The organism is Gordonibacter faecis, from assembly GCF_030077735.1.
Lineage (GTDB): Bacteria > Actinomycetota > Coriobacteriia > Coriobacteriales > Eggerthellaceae > Gordonibacter > Gordonibacter faecis.
Map to the genome: position 1 here is coordinate 82391 of NZ_JASJEU010000022.1, position 14028 is coordinate 96418.

A 14028-nucleotide genomic window follows, 5' to 3' on the forward strand; every position below is an offset into this window, starting at 1 on the left:
TTGGCTTCAAGCAGCATCGGAAAGGAGCCGCCATGTCCGACCTTCTTATCCGCAATTTAGCGCCCCGCGATAAAAATGCGCTCAGGGCGCGCGCTGCACGAAACGGCCGTTCTCAGCAGGCTGAAGCGCGTGCCATCTTGGAAAACGCCCTGAGGTCCGAGTCGCGAGAATGGACCTCGCTCCTTCGCTCGGCTGCGCAGGCAGTTGACGGCATTGAGGTCGAACAGCCTCAACGTCACCCCGCCCGTTCGCTTGACACTAAGGACTGGCAATGAGGTACGTCGCCGACACCAATGTGGTGTCTGAACTGATGAAGCGCGACCCGGCGGACAACGTGATCGACTGGTTCCAAGACCACGAAGGAGACATCTACCTTACCGCCATCACCATCAAAGAGCTGTACTACGGCATGCTTCGCCTTCCGGAGGGAAAGCGAAAGGCGCGCCTCAAAGATACCATGACTGCTATTGTTATGGATTGCTCGAACAAGACCTTTGCCTTTGATGCGTACAGCGGCTACCTGTGCGCTGGCCTGCATGAACAGGCTATCGCAAGCGGGCGCACGCCCACTATTGAAGACCTCATGATAGCGGCCATCTGCCAACGCAACGACGCTGTCCTCGCCACGCGGAATGTTAAAGATTTCGACTACTTGGGAATAGAACTCGTGAATCCGTTTGAATACGAAGCAAGCTGCGCACGAACGTGACAGGAATGTCATGGTGGGTAAAGGCCTTTGCAAGGTTCCTACAAGGTGGGGGCGGTAGGGTGTTGGGCGTACTGAGATACCGTCTTGAGGGAAGGAGCCTGGCATGAAGAGAGTACTTATCACACTGGCAACGCTGGCCGCAATGGGAGGACTGTTTGTTTGCGTCGCTTTGCAGGCGCCACGGTTGGAGAAGGCGCGGTAGCTGCCGCTGTGTTTGCCGGAACTGCGACGGGAGTCGCGGCGGAACCACGACCCCCGTCGATCAGGACGTTATGTGCGTCAACCTGCCCGTTCGGTCAACCCAGCCGCTAACCAGCGAAGCGCTAGGCACCTGCTGCGATCAGGTCTTCCTCGTCGGCGTCAGTAACAGGCGCGGCCTCGGCTGGTTTTGCCACCTCATCAACAGCCGGCTCTTTCGGCAGCACGAGGTTCGCCACCACCGCCACCAGGAACACCACGGCTACGCAGTTTTGCGCGAACACGCTTTGCACCAGCTCCGGGAAGATGGCAAACAAGTCGCCCACCTGCGTAAACCCAATCCCTACGGCCAACGACAACGCTGAAATCACAATGTTGCGCTGCGTGAAGCCAGCACGCGCAATCATCTGGAAACCGCTCACAATAATGTTGCCGAACATCATGATGGTGCAGCCGCCCAGCACCGCCTCCGGCAGCGACGAGAACACTACGCTAATGACCGGCAGAAACGCCGCCAAAATCATGATGACGGCACCCGTGGCGATGGCGCGCCGGTTGACCACCTTCGTCATAGCCACCAGGCCCACGTTCTGCGAGAACGACGTGATGGGCAGACAGCCGAAGCACGCGGAAAGCGAGCTCACGAAGCCGTCGCAGGCGATGGAGCCCGACAGCTCCTTCTCGCGCACCTCGCGGTTGAGGCCCACCATAGTTAGCGCCGAAGTGTCGCCGATGGTCTCGGTGGCGGACACCAAGAAGATAAGCGTCACCGACACAATGGCGCCCAGGTTAAACTCCGGCGTGAAGGGCATGAGTTGCGGCAGCGCGAACAGTCCCACGTTCGCAAACCCGCTGAAGTCCACTGCGCCCATGAAGACTGCTAGCACATAGCCCACAATCAGGCCAAACAACACCGACAGCTGCTTGGTCTTCCCCTTCGCCAGCACTTGGAATACCAGACATGCCGCCAGCGACACCGTACCCAGTATGAGATTTTGCGGCGAGCCGAAATCAGGCGCGCCGCTCCCGCCGCCAAACGATGTCGCGCCCACACCCAGCAGCGAAAACCCGATGGCCGTCACCACCACTGCCGCCACAATGGGCGAAATAATGCGCCGCCAGTACTTCGCGAACAGGCCCAACACACCCTCAATGATGCCGCCCACAATAATGGCCCCGATGGCCGCACTGTAGCCGTACGTGGCCACCACGCCCGTGAGCACCGTCACGAACGTAAAGCTGATGCCCATCACAATGGGCAGCCCCGAGCCCACGCGCCACAGCGGGAACAGCTGGATGAGCGTGCCGATACCCGCAATGAGCATGGCGCTTTGCACGAGCGTGCCCGTCTGCGCCTCGCCGAGGCCCGCCACACCTGCCACAATAAGGATGGGCGCGAGGTTGGCCACAAACATGGCCAGAATGTGCTGGATGCCGTAGGGCACCGCGCGCAGAAGCGGGATGTCGCCATCGAGTTTGAACAGGTTTTCGTGGTTGAACTCCTTGAGTTTCATCGGAACACAACCTCCCCCGTGTCGGGGTCCATCGACTCCACAATGGCAAGCGACTCCAACCGATAGCCGCGCGCACGCAACTCCGCGCCACCCGGCTGGAAGCCCTTCTCCACCGCAATGCCGATGCCCTCCACGGTGGCACCCGCCTCGTCCACCAGCTCAATGAGCCCGTTCAGCGCGCAGCCGTTCGCCAGGAAGTCGTCGATGATAAGCACGTGATCGGTGGGGCCGAGAAATTTCTTGGATACAATAACGTCGTAGATGCGCCCGTGCGTGAACGACTGAATGCGCGTGGTGTACATCTCGCCGTCGAGGTTGATGGACTGCGCCTTCTTCGCGAACACCACCGGCACGCCGAAGTGGCGCGCCACCACACACGCAATGCCAATGCCCGACGCCTCAATGGTGAGGATTTTTGTGACCGGCACATCGGCAAACAGGCGCTTGAACTCCGCGCCCATGGCGTCGAACAGGTCAATGTCCAACTGGTGGTTGAGGAAGCTGTCCACCTTGAGAACGCCCTCGGACTTCACTACTCCGTCGCGCCTGATGCGCTCCTCCAACAGCTCCATGCACCGCCTCCGTCGTCCGCCCCATGCGCCAGCCCCCCGGGCGGCGCAAAACCTTTGGAAGACAGTGTAAAGGACAAGCGCCAGGTTGAAAACGGGAAATGTGGGAAGCATCATCAAGCGAGCGATGGTGATAGGAAAGGCGCCCCCTCCCGCAAGAAAAAGGAGTGCCCCGAGCAAGACCGCCAAAGCGGTTTTTAGAGCCGCAAGGACCGAGCGCTCCCCGCGGCTCGTCTAGTAGTACACCCAAACATCCACGCCCGGGTAAACCACTATTTTTGCCCTGTATCCGTCAGCTAAATAACCACGGCTCCCGTCGCAATAAGCACGATGGACACAAGGGCGGCCGCCAAAATGATGGCCACCACCACCTTGTCGAGCGTGCTCTTCAGGTACGGCTCGCCGCGTTCCTTCTTCCCCTTGATATACATGAGGATGCCCGGCGCGTACAACAGCGACATGATGGTAAGCCCCACCGCGCCGCTTGCGAACGCCAGGAAGAAGCTGTACACCACGCCAAAGATGCCAAAGATGCGCCAGAGCGTCAGGTTGCCGCCCACCTTGCCCTTGAACGACTCAGGCTGTGTAAAGGCGAGCTTGGCAAAGTACGCGGCGGAAAGCAGGTACGGCAGCAAAATCATGCCGGCCGAAAGCGTATAGAAGAACTGGTACGTACTATCGGAGAACAGCATGACAATGAGAAAAGCTTCAACAATAAGGTTCGTCACAATGAGCGTGACGATGGGCGCGCCCTTCTTGTTGGTTTTCGCGAAGGCTTTGATGAAAACGCCCTGCTCAGCGGCCTCGTAGGGCGACTCGCTGGAGAGCACCGTGTAGCCCAGCATCGCGCCCACCAGCGACAGCACCACGCCGCCGTTGATGAGGGTGGCACCCCACGGCCCCACCGCATGCTCAAGCACGCCGGCGAGTGCCGGGTTCGGCAGTTCGGCCAGGTCGGCCAGCGGCATCACGCCCATGGACAGCACGCTCACCATCAGGTAGATGGACAGCACGCACACAAACGCTATGATGGTGGCCTTGCCCACGTCGCGTTCCTTCTTGGCACGGCCGGAGATGGCCACCGCGCCTTCAATACCCACGAACACCCAGATGGTTACCATCATAGTGTTGCTCACCTGGTCGAAAAACGGCAGGCTGGGGTCGGCGCCCTGCGCAAAGTTCGCCATAAAGATGGCTGGGTCGAACTTCTGCAGGAAGATAATGGCGGTAATGCCCACGAAGATGGGCACGAACTTGCTGATGGTGATGACGGCGTTCACGCCGGTGGCCTCTTTGATGCCGCGCGACACGAGGAACACGTAGAACCAGATGAGGCAGCTGGCCGCAATGACCGACGGCAGGTTCGTGCCGTCTTCAAAGATGGGGAAGAAGTACGCAAGCGCCCCGCACAGAAGCGCCGAGAAACTTACCGTACACAGAAGCGCGCTAATCCAGTAGCCCCACGCGCTGTTGAAACCGAGGAAGTCGCCGAAGCCGGCGGACGCGTAGCTGTAGATGCCGCCTTTCAACTCGGGTTTGATGCGCGAAAGCGCGAAGAACGTCATCACCAGGCAGAACACACCCACGCCGGAGATGCTCCACGCCGTGAGGATGGCCGCGCCGCTCGCGCCGCCAGCGGCCTGGTCGCCCGCCAGTGTGAATACGCCGCCGCCCACAATGAGCGTGATAACCGTGGTAACCAGTCGGAAGATGCCCAGACCACCGTGGGTTTGTGGCGTGTCGGGCGCGCTGGATCCGGGGGTTGTTGCCACTTCGCCTCCCCCCGCAGGCGAGACCGTAGGGGCAGCGACAGAAGCCGCGTTCACTGTTGAAGCGGGGTGGTGCGATGCGGAAACGCTCATGGGATCACCGTTCCTCGTCGGATTGACCGCACCATAATACCGCAGGATGCCAAAAGGTTCTGCCTCGTTCCCCAATGTTTTACTACTGATAGCGTGGCGAAGGGCGACGCGCGGGCGGGCGCTAGCGTTCGATGATGATGCGGTCAACGAGCACGCTTGCCAGGGCGGTGCGGTTGAGATCGCAGCCAAGACCGTGCGTGTGACCAGCGCGATTGAGGGTGACCATGCCGCGCTCGGCGGTGTGCGGCGGGTTGGTAATGTCGGTGGCGAAGTAGCGCGCGGTGGCCCCAATGTCGCCGGGCGCATCGATGCCGGGCAGCGTTTCGAAGGCGGCGTGCAGGCGTTTTGACACGCCGGTGTCATACATGCCTCCCATCCACACACGCAGACCTCGCGAGCGCGCCAGTCGCACAAAATCGAGCGAGGGCTGCACGCCGCCCAGCTTCGCCAGCTTCAACGCGTAGCAACGCAGCTCGGGATGGCTGAGCGCGCGAGCTAAATCGGCGGCGGTGACGATGGATTCGTCCAGGCACACCGGCGTGCGCAGGCTGCGTTGCAGGCGGGCCAAGCGCTCGAACGCGTCGGACGAGGTTGAAGTTGCGATGCGTCGCAGGTCTAGGGGCTCTTCTATCCCGGCTGTGCCGCAGCTATCGAGAGCGCGCAACTCGTCGAGGTGCTGCTCGGTGAAGCTTTGGTTTGCGTCCAAGGTAACCATAAGCTGCGGGAAGGCGTCGCGCACGGCGCGCACGGCGGCGAGCGAACCCGGCGCCACCTTCAACTTCACGCGGCGATAGCCCGCTTGCACACACCGACGCACCGCGGCCACTGTGTCGGCGGGCGAACCAATGCCCACCACGGCACCGGCGGGAACCGAGGGCGACGTGGCCGCGTGTGACGTGACCGCGCTTCCGAGGGGCCCCTGCGCGCCCGCACCCTGACACTGAGCAGGAGCGGTGCCGCCAATGAGCTGCCAAAGGGGCTTGCCCACTATCTTGCCGTACAAATCCCACAGCGCCGGCTCCAACGCGCCCTGGGCCAGCGGAAAGCCCGCCGCGGCGGGGCAGGCGGCAAACGACGCGCTCACCTCGCTCGGATGCAGGTACGCCTCGGACAGAACGAGCGGGGCCAGCACGTCTTGCAGCACGCGCACATCCTGGTCGAGCGTTTCGGGTAAGTACCAATCGGTGGGGAACGCCACGCATTCGCCCAGGCCAATGCGCCCCTCGTGGTCTTCCACTTCCACGATGACAGATTCGCGCGTGTAGAGCGCACCCTTCGCCGTAGAGAACGGGCGGAGGAACGGGAGGCGCACGCGGTGGAGCGTGACGCGCGTCACTTCGATGCGCTGCTCATAGAGCGCTTCCAGCGCGGCGCGGTCGATCTTGCCGATGCCCGTGCGCGGCAGTTCATCCAGCGCGAACAGGTGGCGCGGTTGGTAGAGTTTCGACAGCTGCGGGGTTAGGCTTTGCCGCACGACGGAGGCGAACTGCTTCGCTGACAAGGGAGTTCCCTGCCGCGCGCCACGCGACGGGGAGGCAGCTGCGGGCGCGGCGGCTGACCCAGCAGCTGGCGCGGTGCCGGTTGCGGGCGCGCCCTCCTGCGGCTCGCGTTCCACAAACGCGACGGGGCGGCGGCCCCACGTGGCATCCGGCGCGCCGAACACGTAGGCGTCGGCCACGCCCGGCACGCGCAGCAGCTTGTCGCGAATCTCGGCCGGATACACGTTTTCGCCACCCGACACGAACATGTCGGCCGTGCGTTCCTTCACGTACAACCGCCCGTTGACCAGCGCCGCTGTATCCCCCGTGAGGAAAAACCCGTCGACCGTGTAGGCGGCGCGCGCGTTCAGGTAGCCCTCGAACACGCCCGGCCCCTTCACCCCCAGGCGGCCGAAGCCCTGCGCGTCGGGCCCCACAATGCGCACCTCGTAGCCGGGAAGCAGCCGCAAGCCGCCATCAAACGTGGACGTGACCAGCTGGTTTGCAATCTGACTGGACGTTTCAGTCATGCCGTAGCTCGCGTACACGCGCGCGCCGGCAGCCAGAGCGCGCGCAAGCGTCCGCGGGTTCGACGCGCTCCCTCCCAGCAGAATGCAACGGTAGTTCTTCAACGTACCCTGCACGTCTTCGTTCAGCAGATCTTGCAGCATCTTGTCCACCACAGAAAGATGCGTGGCGCGCGAGCGCGCGGCGTCGGTCAGCACCCGCGCGGCGTCGAAGCGGCGGTACAGAATGAACGGCGTGTACCCCAGCAGGGCGCGCACGATTACCTGGAAGCCGCCAATGTGGAAGAGCGGCAGCGCAGCTTGCCAGAGTCCCCCGTTCGCGTCATTCAACACGGCGCTGGACGCCTTGGCCGAGCGAAACAGCTGGTCCCAGGTGAGGGCGACCGCCTTGGGCTTGCCCGTGGTGCCCGAGGTGAACATGACGAGGGCGCGCGCCTTGGCATCAAACACGTGGGCCGCGCGCTCGGCGAAGTGGATGATTTCTTCCAGCGCGTCCTGGCGCACCGTTTCGTCGCGACGTCGTCGCGCGGCGCGCAGCGACGTGGCCCGTCCCAGGCCGCGGGCCGAACGCGGTGCAGCCGTCGCCGCTTTCGTGCGCGCCGTGAAACTGGTACGCGCAGCACGAGCCGCACTGGAAGCGGCACGCTCTTCGCCTGCCAGAAGCGCCACCGCATGATTGAACAACGATTCAGCACGCGACTCATCCACCCGATACGCCACGTGCATGCCCTGACAACGCTCCAGTTCCAGCACGCGCCCCAGCTTCTCACTGTCGGTGAGGCGGTTGTTGACGGCCACCAGCGTGAAGCTGCCGTAAGCAGCGGCCAGAATCAGCAGCACGTACAGCGGGCAGTTCGGCAAATCCACCGCCACGTAATCGCCGCGGCCGACCCCCTTCGCCTGCAGGTGACGAGCCAGCGCGGCCGACAGCATGCGCACTTCGCGATACGAGAACGGCGACTCACTGCCCGCCTCATCGACATACGTAAAGCACGTCCTTTGCGGATAGCGCCGCACCATGCTTTCGAATGCGCTGATCATTGGCCTGTTGTTCCTGCTTTCTTTCGCGTTCGAACCCTGATTTCGCCGCGAGCGGCCCCACGTTGTGCCGCCTCATCCCCCCCGCGTGCGGCGCCGCGTTCGTGCAACCGCGCTTACGGGAACTTCGGGAACTGCGTGAAGTCGGGCGCGCGCTTCTCCTTGAACGCGTCGCGGCCCTCTTTCGCCTCGTCAGTGGTGTAGTACAGAAGCGTCGCGTCGCCGGCAAGCTGCTGAATGCCCGCGAGGCCGTCGGTGGCCGCGTTGAACGACGCCTTCATGAAGCGCAGCGCCGTGGGGCTGAACTGCAGCATTTCGCGCGCCCACGCCACACATTCCGCTTCCAAGTCTTCGAACGGAACTACCTTGTTGACCAGGCCCATCTCCAGCGCCTCGGCCGCGGTGTACTGGCGGCACAAGTACCAGATCTCGCGCGCCTTCTTCTGACCCACGATGTTGGCAAGGTAGCCCGCGCCGTAACCGGCATCGAAACTGCCCACCTTGGGGCCCGTCTGGCCAAACTTCGCCGTTTCGGCCGCGATGGACAGGTCGCACAAAATGTGCAGCACGTGGCCGCCACCGATGGCATAGCCGTTCACCATGGCAATGACAGGCTTGGGCACCACGCGAATGAGTCGCTGCAGGTCAAGCACGTTGAGGCGCGGGATGCTGTCCTCGCCCACGTAACCACCGTTGCCGCGGATTTTCTGGTCGCCGCCAGAGCAGAACGCCTCGTCCTCGTGGCGGCCACCGTGATTCGCGCCGGTGAGAATGATAACGCCAATGCCCGCATCGTCGCGCGCCTCGGTAAAGGCGTCGTAGAGTTCATTCACGGTGAGCGGGGTGAACGCGTTGCGGCGTTCGGGCCGGTTGATAGTGATTTTGGCTATGCCGTCGCACGTTTCGTAGATGATCTCGCGGTACGTCTTGCCCGCTTGCCACGCGATGTCGCCCATGGCCGTCCTTTCGTTGCGCACCCGTGTCCGAATACGCCTTATGAGGAGGATTTCGTATGGATGCTCCTATACTACCGCGTTGTGCGCCTGAGCGCGACCGGGTGGCTTAAAGATGCGGAAAAGAAACGGCAGGAGTCAACGATCGGTATAAGGACACCGCAGCGCTAGAGTTTCCGGAACCCATCGAGATTCTGCTGGAGAAGGGCTTCGTAGGCTCCACGCGACACCTCTTCACCGCTCGCTTGCAGGGTGACGCTTGCGCGCGCGCCGTCGATTGACGAGTCGGTGAGTTGGCTACCGAAATCTGTCTTCATCTGGGTAATGAAGGACTCGGCCTCGTCGGGCGAGGGGAAAGTGACCTCAACCGTGCTGGATACGAGCTGGCTGGCGTCATTGTAGCGCGCCGTTTCGCGCGCATCACACCAGGTGCCGTTTGACGCTTTCACGCGATAGCCGTACGTCACCTCGGACGCCCCCTGGGTTGCCGCAGCGGAAGCGCCTGGTTGAGTGTGAGGTAGGGCGAACGTGTACACGGCGATGCTTCCCAAGGCGAGAGCAATCACGGTGAGCACGACCGCAGCCACACGCAAGCGGCGGCGACCCTTGGCGGCGGCCACCTTCTCGGCCGCGCGACGCTTCTCCGGCGTGGGCACAAACGGCGCAGCTGGCGTGCCGTCGGGCGCAGCATGCGCCTCAATAAGCGGCTCAAGCGCCTGCCACTCAGCGTCCTCCGAGGGCTCTTTCTCCTGCTCAGGTGTGGGGAGAGGCTTAGTGGCTTCGGTCGCGGAATCAGAGGCAGGTTCTTGCTCGGCTTGCGCTTTGGGAGCGGGTTCGGGCTGAGGTTCTGGTTCGGGCTCAGGTTCTGGTTCGGGCTGGGGTTCAGGTTTAGCAGCAACCGGAGGCTCGGACTGAGGTTCAGGTTGCGGTTCGGGCTTTGGTTCGGGTTCAGCCGTAACCGGAGGTTCGGGCTGAGATTCGGCCGCAACTTCGGGTTCGGGAGCAGGCTCAATGTCTGGTTGAGTCTTCACCTCTGGCTTCTGTTCCTGCGTCGCTTCTTTTAGGTCGGCCGCGGCCTCTTGCTTGCTCGCAGGCTTTTCTTCCTGCCGCTCTGGCTGAACATCCTGCTTCAATGCAGAATTAAAAGGAGTCTTGCGCTCAATCTTGGGCTCGGTTCCCCACTTAGATTTATAGGAGGGCTCAACTTCCTCGTTGGTTGCAGGTTGCACTGGAGATTGCGCTTCTTTGGGCTTCTCGGCATGAACCTCGGACGAAGTTGCTTGCTTGTGCTCAACCGCCAGCTCAGCCTGAACAGGCACTGCGACTTTCTGCTCTGGCTTCGCTTCCGCCTGCGTCTCGGGTGAGAAGTTCAACTCAAACTTCGACTCAGCTTTTGGTGCGGGCTTCTCTTCCCTTGCGGGGGTCGCATCTGCCGCTATTCCCAGCAGCTGAGCGAGATCCGTTTGAGGCTCGGGTTCTGCAACCTGTTCATCGAGGGGCCCAGCATTTTCGACACCCAAGAGGGAGGCCAGGTCAAACGAGGTATTTTCAGCGGGGTCTGCGAGTTTTTCCGTTGCGACGGGAACCTCAGCAGAATCTGCATCTTCGCTCGTCAGTCCCAGCGAAAACAACACGGCCAACGGGTCGGCCGCGTCATCAGCAGCGCGCGAAGGCTCCTGACGCGGTGTAGGCTCTGAGGCGAACAGGGGCGCAGCGGTATCCTCGTCGCGTGACTCGTCACCAGCTGCGGCAAGCAAGTCGGATAACGAGAGGGAGGCGGAGCTATCGGATTCGTGCATGGGTATCCTTCTTTATTCCAAGATCAGCGCTTTGACTCTGTGCGAGCGCGGGACTGTTGCGCACGGCATCAATGCGAACAGTCTCAATGCGATAGGGGGATGTGCGGGAAGAATCACTGCGGGGCGCCGTGCCGCCAGACTGCGGCGTGGTGGGAAGACCGCGCTCGATAACGAGCGGCTGCGGACCCTGCCCAGGGCGCACAGTGCGCGAGGCGCGCGAGCGCGTGAACGCCACCACGGCCGCCACCAGGCACGCCGCCGCTAACACCGCAGCACCTATACCAATTCCGAGACGTTCCGCCTCGGCCTGAGAGGCCTTCGCGGCCGCCTGGCTTTCTGCCTCATGAACAGTGCGTTCAGCTGTGGCGAGCGCCGCAGAATCCTCCTGCGCCAACCAGGGACCTACCTGCACGGGCTTGCTTTTCGTAGCTTTGGCTGCGCCAGCCGTTCCAGCAGAGGCCGCACCAGCGCTCTTGCCGGGCTCCGTGCTCGCGCCGCTTCTCTGTTCGGAACCTACTGCCGCCTGACCTGCACCAGTAGCCTCCGAGGCGTTCGCACCTCCGGCCGAAGTCCCAGCGGCAGCACCTGCGCCACTCGGCGACGTTGCGCCAGCGGCACCGTACGCGCCCGCCGACTCTTCGCCCGCCGTGCCGCCAGTCAACGCGCCAGCGCCCGCCGAACCTCCGGCGGAACTCGCGCCTGCGGCACCTTCCTGATACCCCGGACCCGGCGCGCTCGCAAAAGCGGACGGCGCTGAAACGAAGTTCACTGCACACAGTGCTGCAAGCACGAAGGCAACTGCACCGATCAACAGCCACACGTTCTGGACGATTTTCTGTCCTGCGTTCATCTTCCCCCTCATGCTACGACAGGGCAACCAAAGACCGGCCAAAAGCCCGTCGTGGCAGCCCTCAAATATCTCATCTCAAAAGTAATGTTTATGCGTTTTTCTGACGTTAACTATAACAGGACACGCCCCACACGTAAGCGAAAAATTGCCCAAACGCCCGCTCCCAAACACCTTAGTTGATCAGGGAAAACGTCAGATTTTTTTAGAAAAACGCGCCACCCCCCAGCAGTATATGCGGTTGACGGCAAAGCAGAGCCTTACCCTACCGACTAGCTGCTGCGGTAAATGCGTGTATGGTTTCGCAAAACTGCGCGGGGGCTTCTAGGTGGATGTTGTGACCGGCGGGGGTGATGAGGGTGATGGTGCAGAGGTTCTGGGCTTCGAGGGACTCGGCCAGAAGGCGGTACTTTTCGTCGAGGCTGCCTGCGAGGTAGAGAACGGGAACGTCCTGGTCTGCAAGCTGCTTCAGCGTGGAAAGTACCTCGTCGCGGGCGGGCATGACGTGCTGGCCGGCATGCAAAAAGGTGAGCGCCAAAGCCTCGGCATTGTTTGCGAGACGACCGGCGCGGACGCGTTCGCGCACCTCAGGCGGCAGGGCACGCTGAGTTGCGAACAGCGGCAAGCGCTCCCATGCGTCCATGAATGCTTCGAGGCCCTGGTCACGCAGGCGCTCAGCGTTGGTTGCGTCGCGTTCTGCCGCCGCAGCGCGCTCGTCCGACGTCGCAGGGCCCAGACCGGCGCTTTCCAACACCAAGTCGCTGACGCGCTGGGCAAACGCCTGCGCATCGCGACACGCAGCAGTAAGCGCCACGCGGCCGCCCAGCGAGTAACCCACCACTACCGGGCGCGTTTCGCCACCACTACCAGCGCCACACGCAAAAGCTTCCCGCTTCGCCACATAGTCCAAAAACGCCAGCAGCGCCTCAGCTTGCGCCGACAGCTCGTAGGCAGCCTCGTCATCCGGGCAGTCAGAGCCACCATGTCCTACCAGTTCAAACGCATATACCGCCCGCCCAGACGCCAGCTGCGAAGCCACGCCCTCCCACGAAGCGGCGCTCTGCGCAAACCCATGCACCAGCACCAAAGGGACACCCGCATGCTCTTCCTCGCGGTCACCTTCCCCACAGCCACCGTCGCCGAGTGCGCCACCCTCGTCGCGCACGTCACCTTCGCCACACCATCGCACAAAGCGATGCCGCACCGCGCCGTACGCAAAAAACCCGCGCTCACCTCGCCCTTCCACAGCACGCCTCCCTACGACGTCTTCCAGAAATCCTGGACGAGGGCCTGGCGGTTCGGCTGGCCGGTTTTCTGCAGGATATTGTGCACGTGCACTTTTACGGTGCTCAGCGCCAGGTGCATGGCGGAGGCGATGTTCTGGTTGTCCTTACCTAATAATAGGTAGCGCAGCACCTCGCACTCGCGGTCCGACAGCCGGTGACGCTTGCCGTACAGTAAGAGGTTGTTGTCGATGAGCGTTTCTTGGCGGCCGCCTTCGTGCATGGGCGGGCGCTCGAACCGCAGCGACAGCGCGCGGAACGCGTCGCGGCAGGCGAAGAATGCGCAGGCCATCATCAGTATATTCTCGGAGAAGTTGCGCTCGGGCGCGTAGGCGCGCGGCCCAACAAAATGGGGTCGGGCAGCAAAAACACCAGCGCGTCTTCCAACACCACCATGAGCCCCAGCACCCACAAAAGCACGTACAGCCAGCGATGACGGCGCAGCCGCCCGCGTTCGGCCTGGTCTTTTACGCGCAGGAAGCGCACGCCCGCGTACGCCAGCATCCAGAACAGGTACAACTCGCGCATGAAGTAGAACGCGAAGCTGCGGCCATCGCCCGCCGGAGCCAGCAACAGCACAGCCACGCTGCCCACCACGAACACCATCGCCGGCACCACCTTCAGCGCGCGGCGCTCTTCGCCCAGGTAATCGCACAAAAGCAGCCAAAACGACGTGAGGAAACCGCACCCCGTTACCACCAGCGCCAGGGACATGACCAGCGCATACGCCTCGCCGAGTCCCACCGTAGCACCCGAGAAGAAGTCATCCTGGAATACCCAGGCCACATCAAAGAAGTAAAACAGAAAGCCCGCGAACGCGAACAGCATGGTGCGCTTGCGCGACACGAGGTAGGCCGAAAGGCACGTCGCCGACGCCAGGATAGACGCAAGCAGCACAAACAACGTGTAATGGAAGAGCGCGAACCCCAAAACGGGCACCTCCCTGTCTCGAACCTTGCGCCGCCTTCGGAGCCACGGCCCATGATAGCAGGTTGGCGCGCCGGACGGCAGCCAGATTGCCCCCTCGCGCATTCGGCTGCCCGCGGGCGGTTGCGCGCGCCCTCTTCGCCCTATTCCCTTCCTCACCTGCGGTTTATTGTAGGTGTAGCGGTCCGCCGCGCGCGCTACACCCCAGTCGCGCCACCGCTACACCCGCTTTACATCTTCCCTTTACCCGCCGTAGGGCGCATGGTGGGGCCAATGCATCCGGAGGTCGGCGAAGGCCGCCGGGGCACTTGGCGAAGACAGGCT

General features: G+C 62.6%; 12 protein-coding genes. 2 read left to right on the top strand and 10 right to left on the bottom strand.

The features are described 5' to 3' along the window. The first annotated feature begins 32 nt into the window (after positions 1–32). Together QNJ86_RS11090 and QNJ86_RS11095 are read left to right on the top strand one after the other, a co-directional pair. Complete coding sequence (locus QNJ86_RS11090; protein ID WP_283832693.1) at positions 33–275, top strand: FitA-like ribbon-helix-helix domain-containing protein; 243 nt, start codon at positions 33–35, stop codon at positions 273–275. Continuing rightward, positions 272–709: a type II toxin-antitoxin system VapC family toxin gene (locus QNJ86_RS11095; RefSeq protein ID WP_283832694.1), complete on the top strand. Its 438-nt coding sequence runs from the start codon at positions 272–274 to the stop codon at positions 707–709. The genes QNJ86_RS11090 and QNJ86_RS11095 overlap by 4 nt, the downstream gene beginning before the upstream one ends. A 323-nt stretch (positions 710–1032) precedes the next feature. Here QNJ86_RS11095 and QNJ86_RS11100 read toward each other — a convergent pair whose 3' ends face one another. The 10 genes from QNJ86_RS11100 to QNJ86_RS11145 form a co-directional block, all read right to left on the bottom strand. Next, a complete protein-coding gene (locus QNJ86_RS11100; RefSeq protein WP_283832695.1) occupies positions 1033–2421 on the bottom strand; it encodes a uracil-xanthine permease family protein in 1389 nt (462 codons plus the stop codon). Then, entirely contained in the window at positions 2418–2993 is a 576-nt protein-coding gene (locus QNJ86_RS11105; protein ID WP_283832696.1) for a xanthine phosphoribosyltransferase, read from the bottom strand. The genes QNJ86_RS11100 and QNJ86_RS11105 overlap by 4 nt, the downstream gene beginning before the upstream one ends. Before the next feature lie 293 nt (positions 2994–3286). Further along, entirely contained in the window at positions 3287–4852 is a 1566-nt protein-coding gene (locus tag QNJ86_RS11110) for a basic amino acid/polyamine antiporter (protein WP_283832697.1), read from the bottom strand. A 121-nt stretch (positions 4853–4973) separates the two neighbouring features. Continuing rightward, positions 4974–7898: an AMP-binding protein gene (locus tag QNJ86_RS11115; RefSeq protein WP_283832698.1), complete on the bottom strand. Its 2925-nt coding sequence runs from the start codon at positions 7896–7898 to the stop codon at positions 4974–4976. 113 nt (positions 7899–8011) lie between these two features. After that, on the bottom strand, positions 8012–8851 hold the full coding sequence (menB, locus tag QNJ86_RS11120; protein ID WP_283832699.1) for a 1,4-dihydroxy-2-naphthoyl-CoA synthase: 840 nt from the start codon (positions 8849–8851) through the stop codon (positions 8012–8014). A gap of 164 nt (positions 8852–9015) precedes the next feature. Then, positions 9016–10647, bottom strand: a complete 1632-nt coding sequence (locus QNJ86_RS11125; RefSeq protein WP_283832700.1) for a hypothetical protein — start codon at positions 10645–10647, stop codon at positions 9016–9018. Beyond that, positions 10631–11497, bottom strand: coding sequence for a hypothetical protein (locus QNJ86_RS11130; protein ID WP_283832701.1), 867 nt, complete (start codon positions 11495–11497; stop codon positions 10631–10633). Before QNJ86_RS11130 ends, QNJ86_RS11125 begins: the two co-directional genes overlap by 17 nt. A gap of 262 nt (positions 11498–11759) precedes the next feature. After that, positions 11760–12740, bottom strand: a complete 981-nt coding sequence (locus tag QNJ86_RS11135) for an alpha/beta fold hydrolase (RefSeq protein WP_283832702.1) — start codon at positions 12738–12740, stop codon at positions 11760–11762. Positions 12741–12751: 11 nt separating this feature from the next. Further along, on the bottom strand, positions 12752–13072 hold the full coding sequence (locus QNJ86_RS11140) for a response regulator transcription factor (protein ID WP_283832703.1): 321 nt from the start codon (positions 13070–13072) through the stop codon (positions 12752–12754). Continuing rightward, a complete protein-coding gene (locus QNJ86_RS11145) occupies positions 13072–13707 on the bottom strand; it encodes a hypothetical protein (RefSeq protein WP_283832704.1) in 636 nt (211 codons plus the stop codon). The genes QNJ86_RS11140 and QNJ86_RS11145 overlap by 1 nt, the downstream gene beginning before the upstream one ends. Positions 13708–14028: the final 321 nt, after the last annotated feature.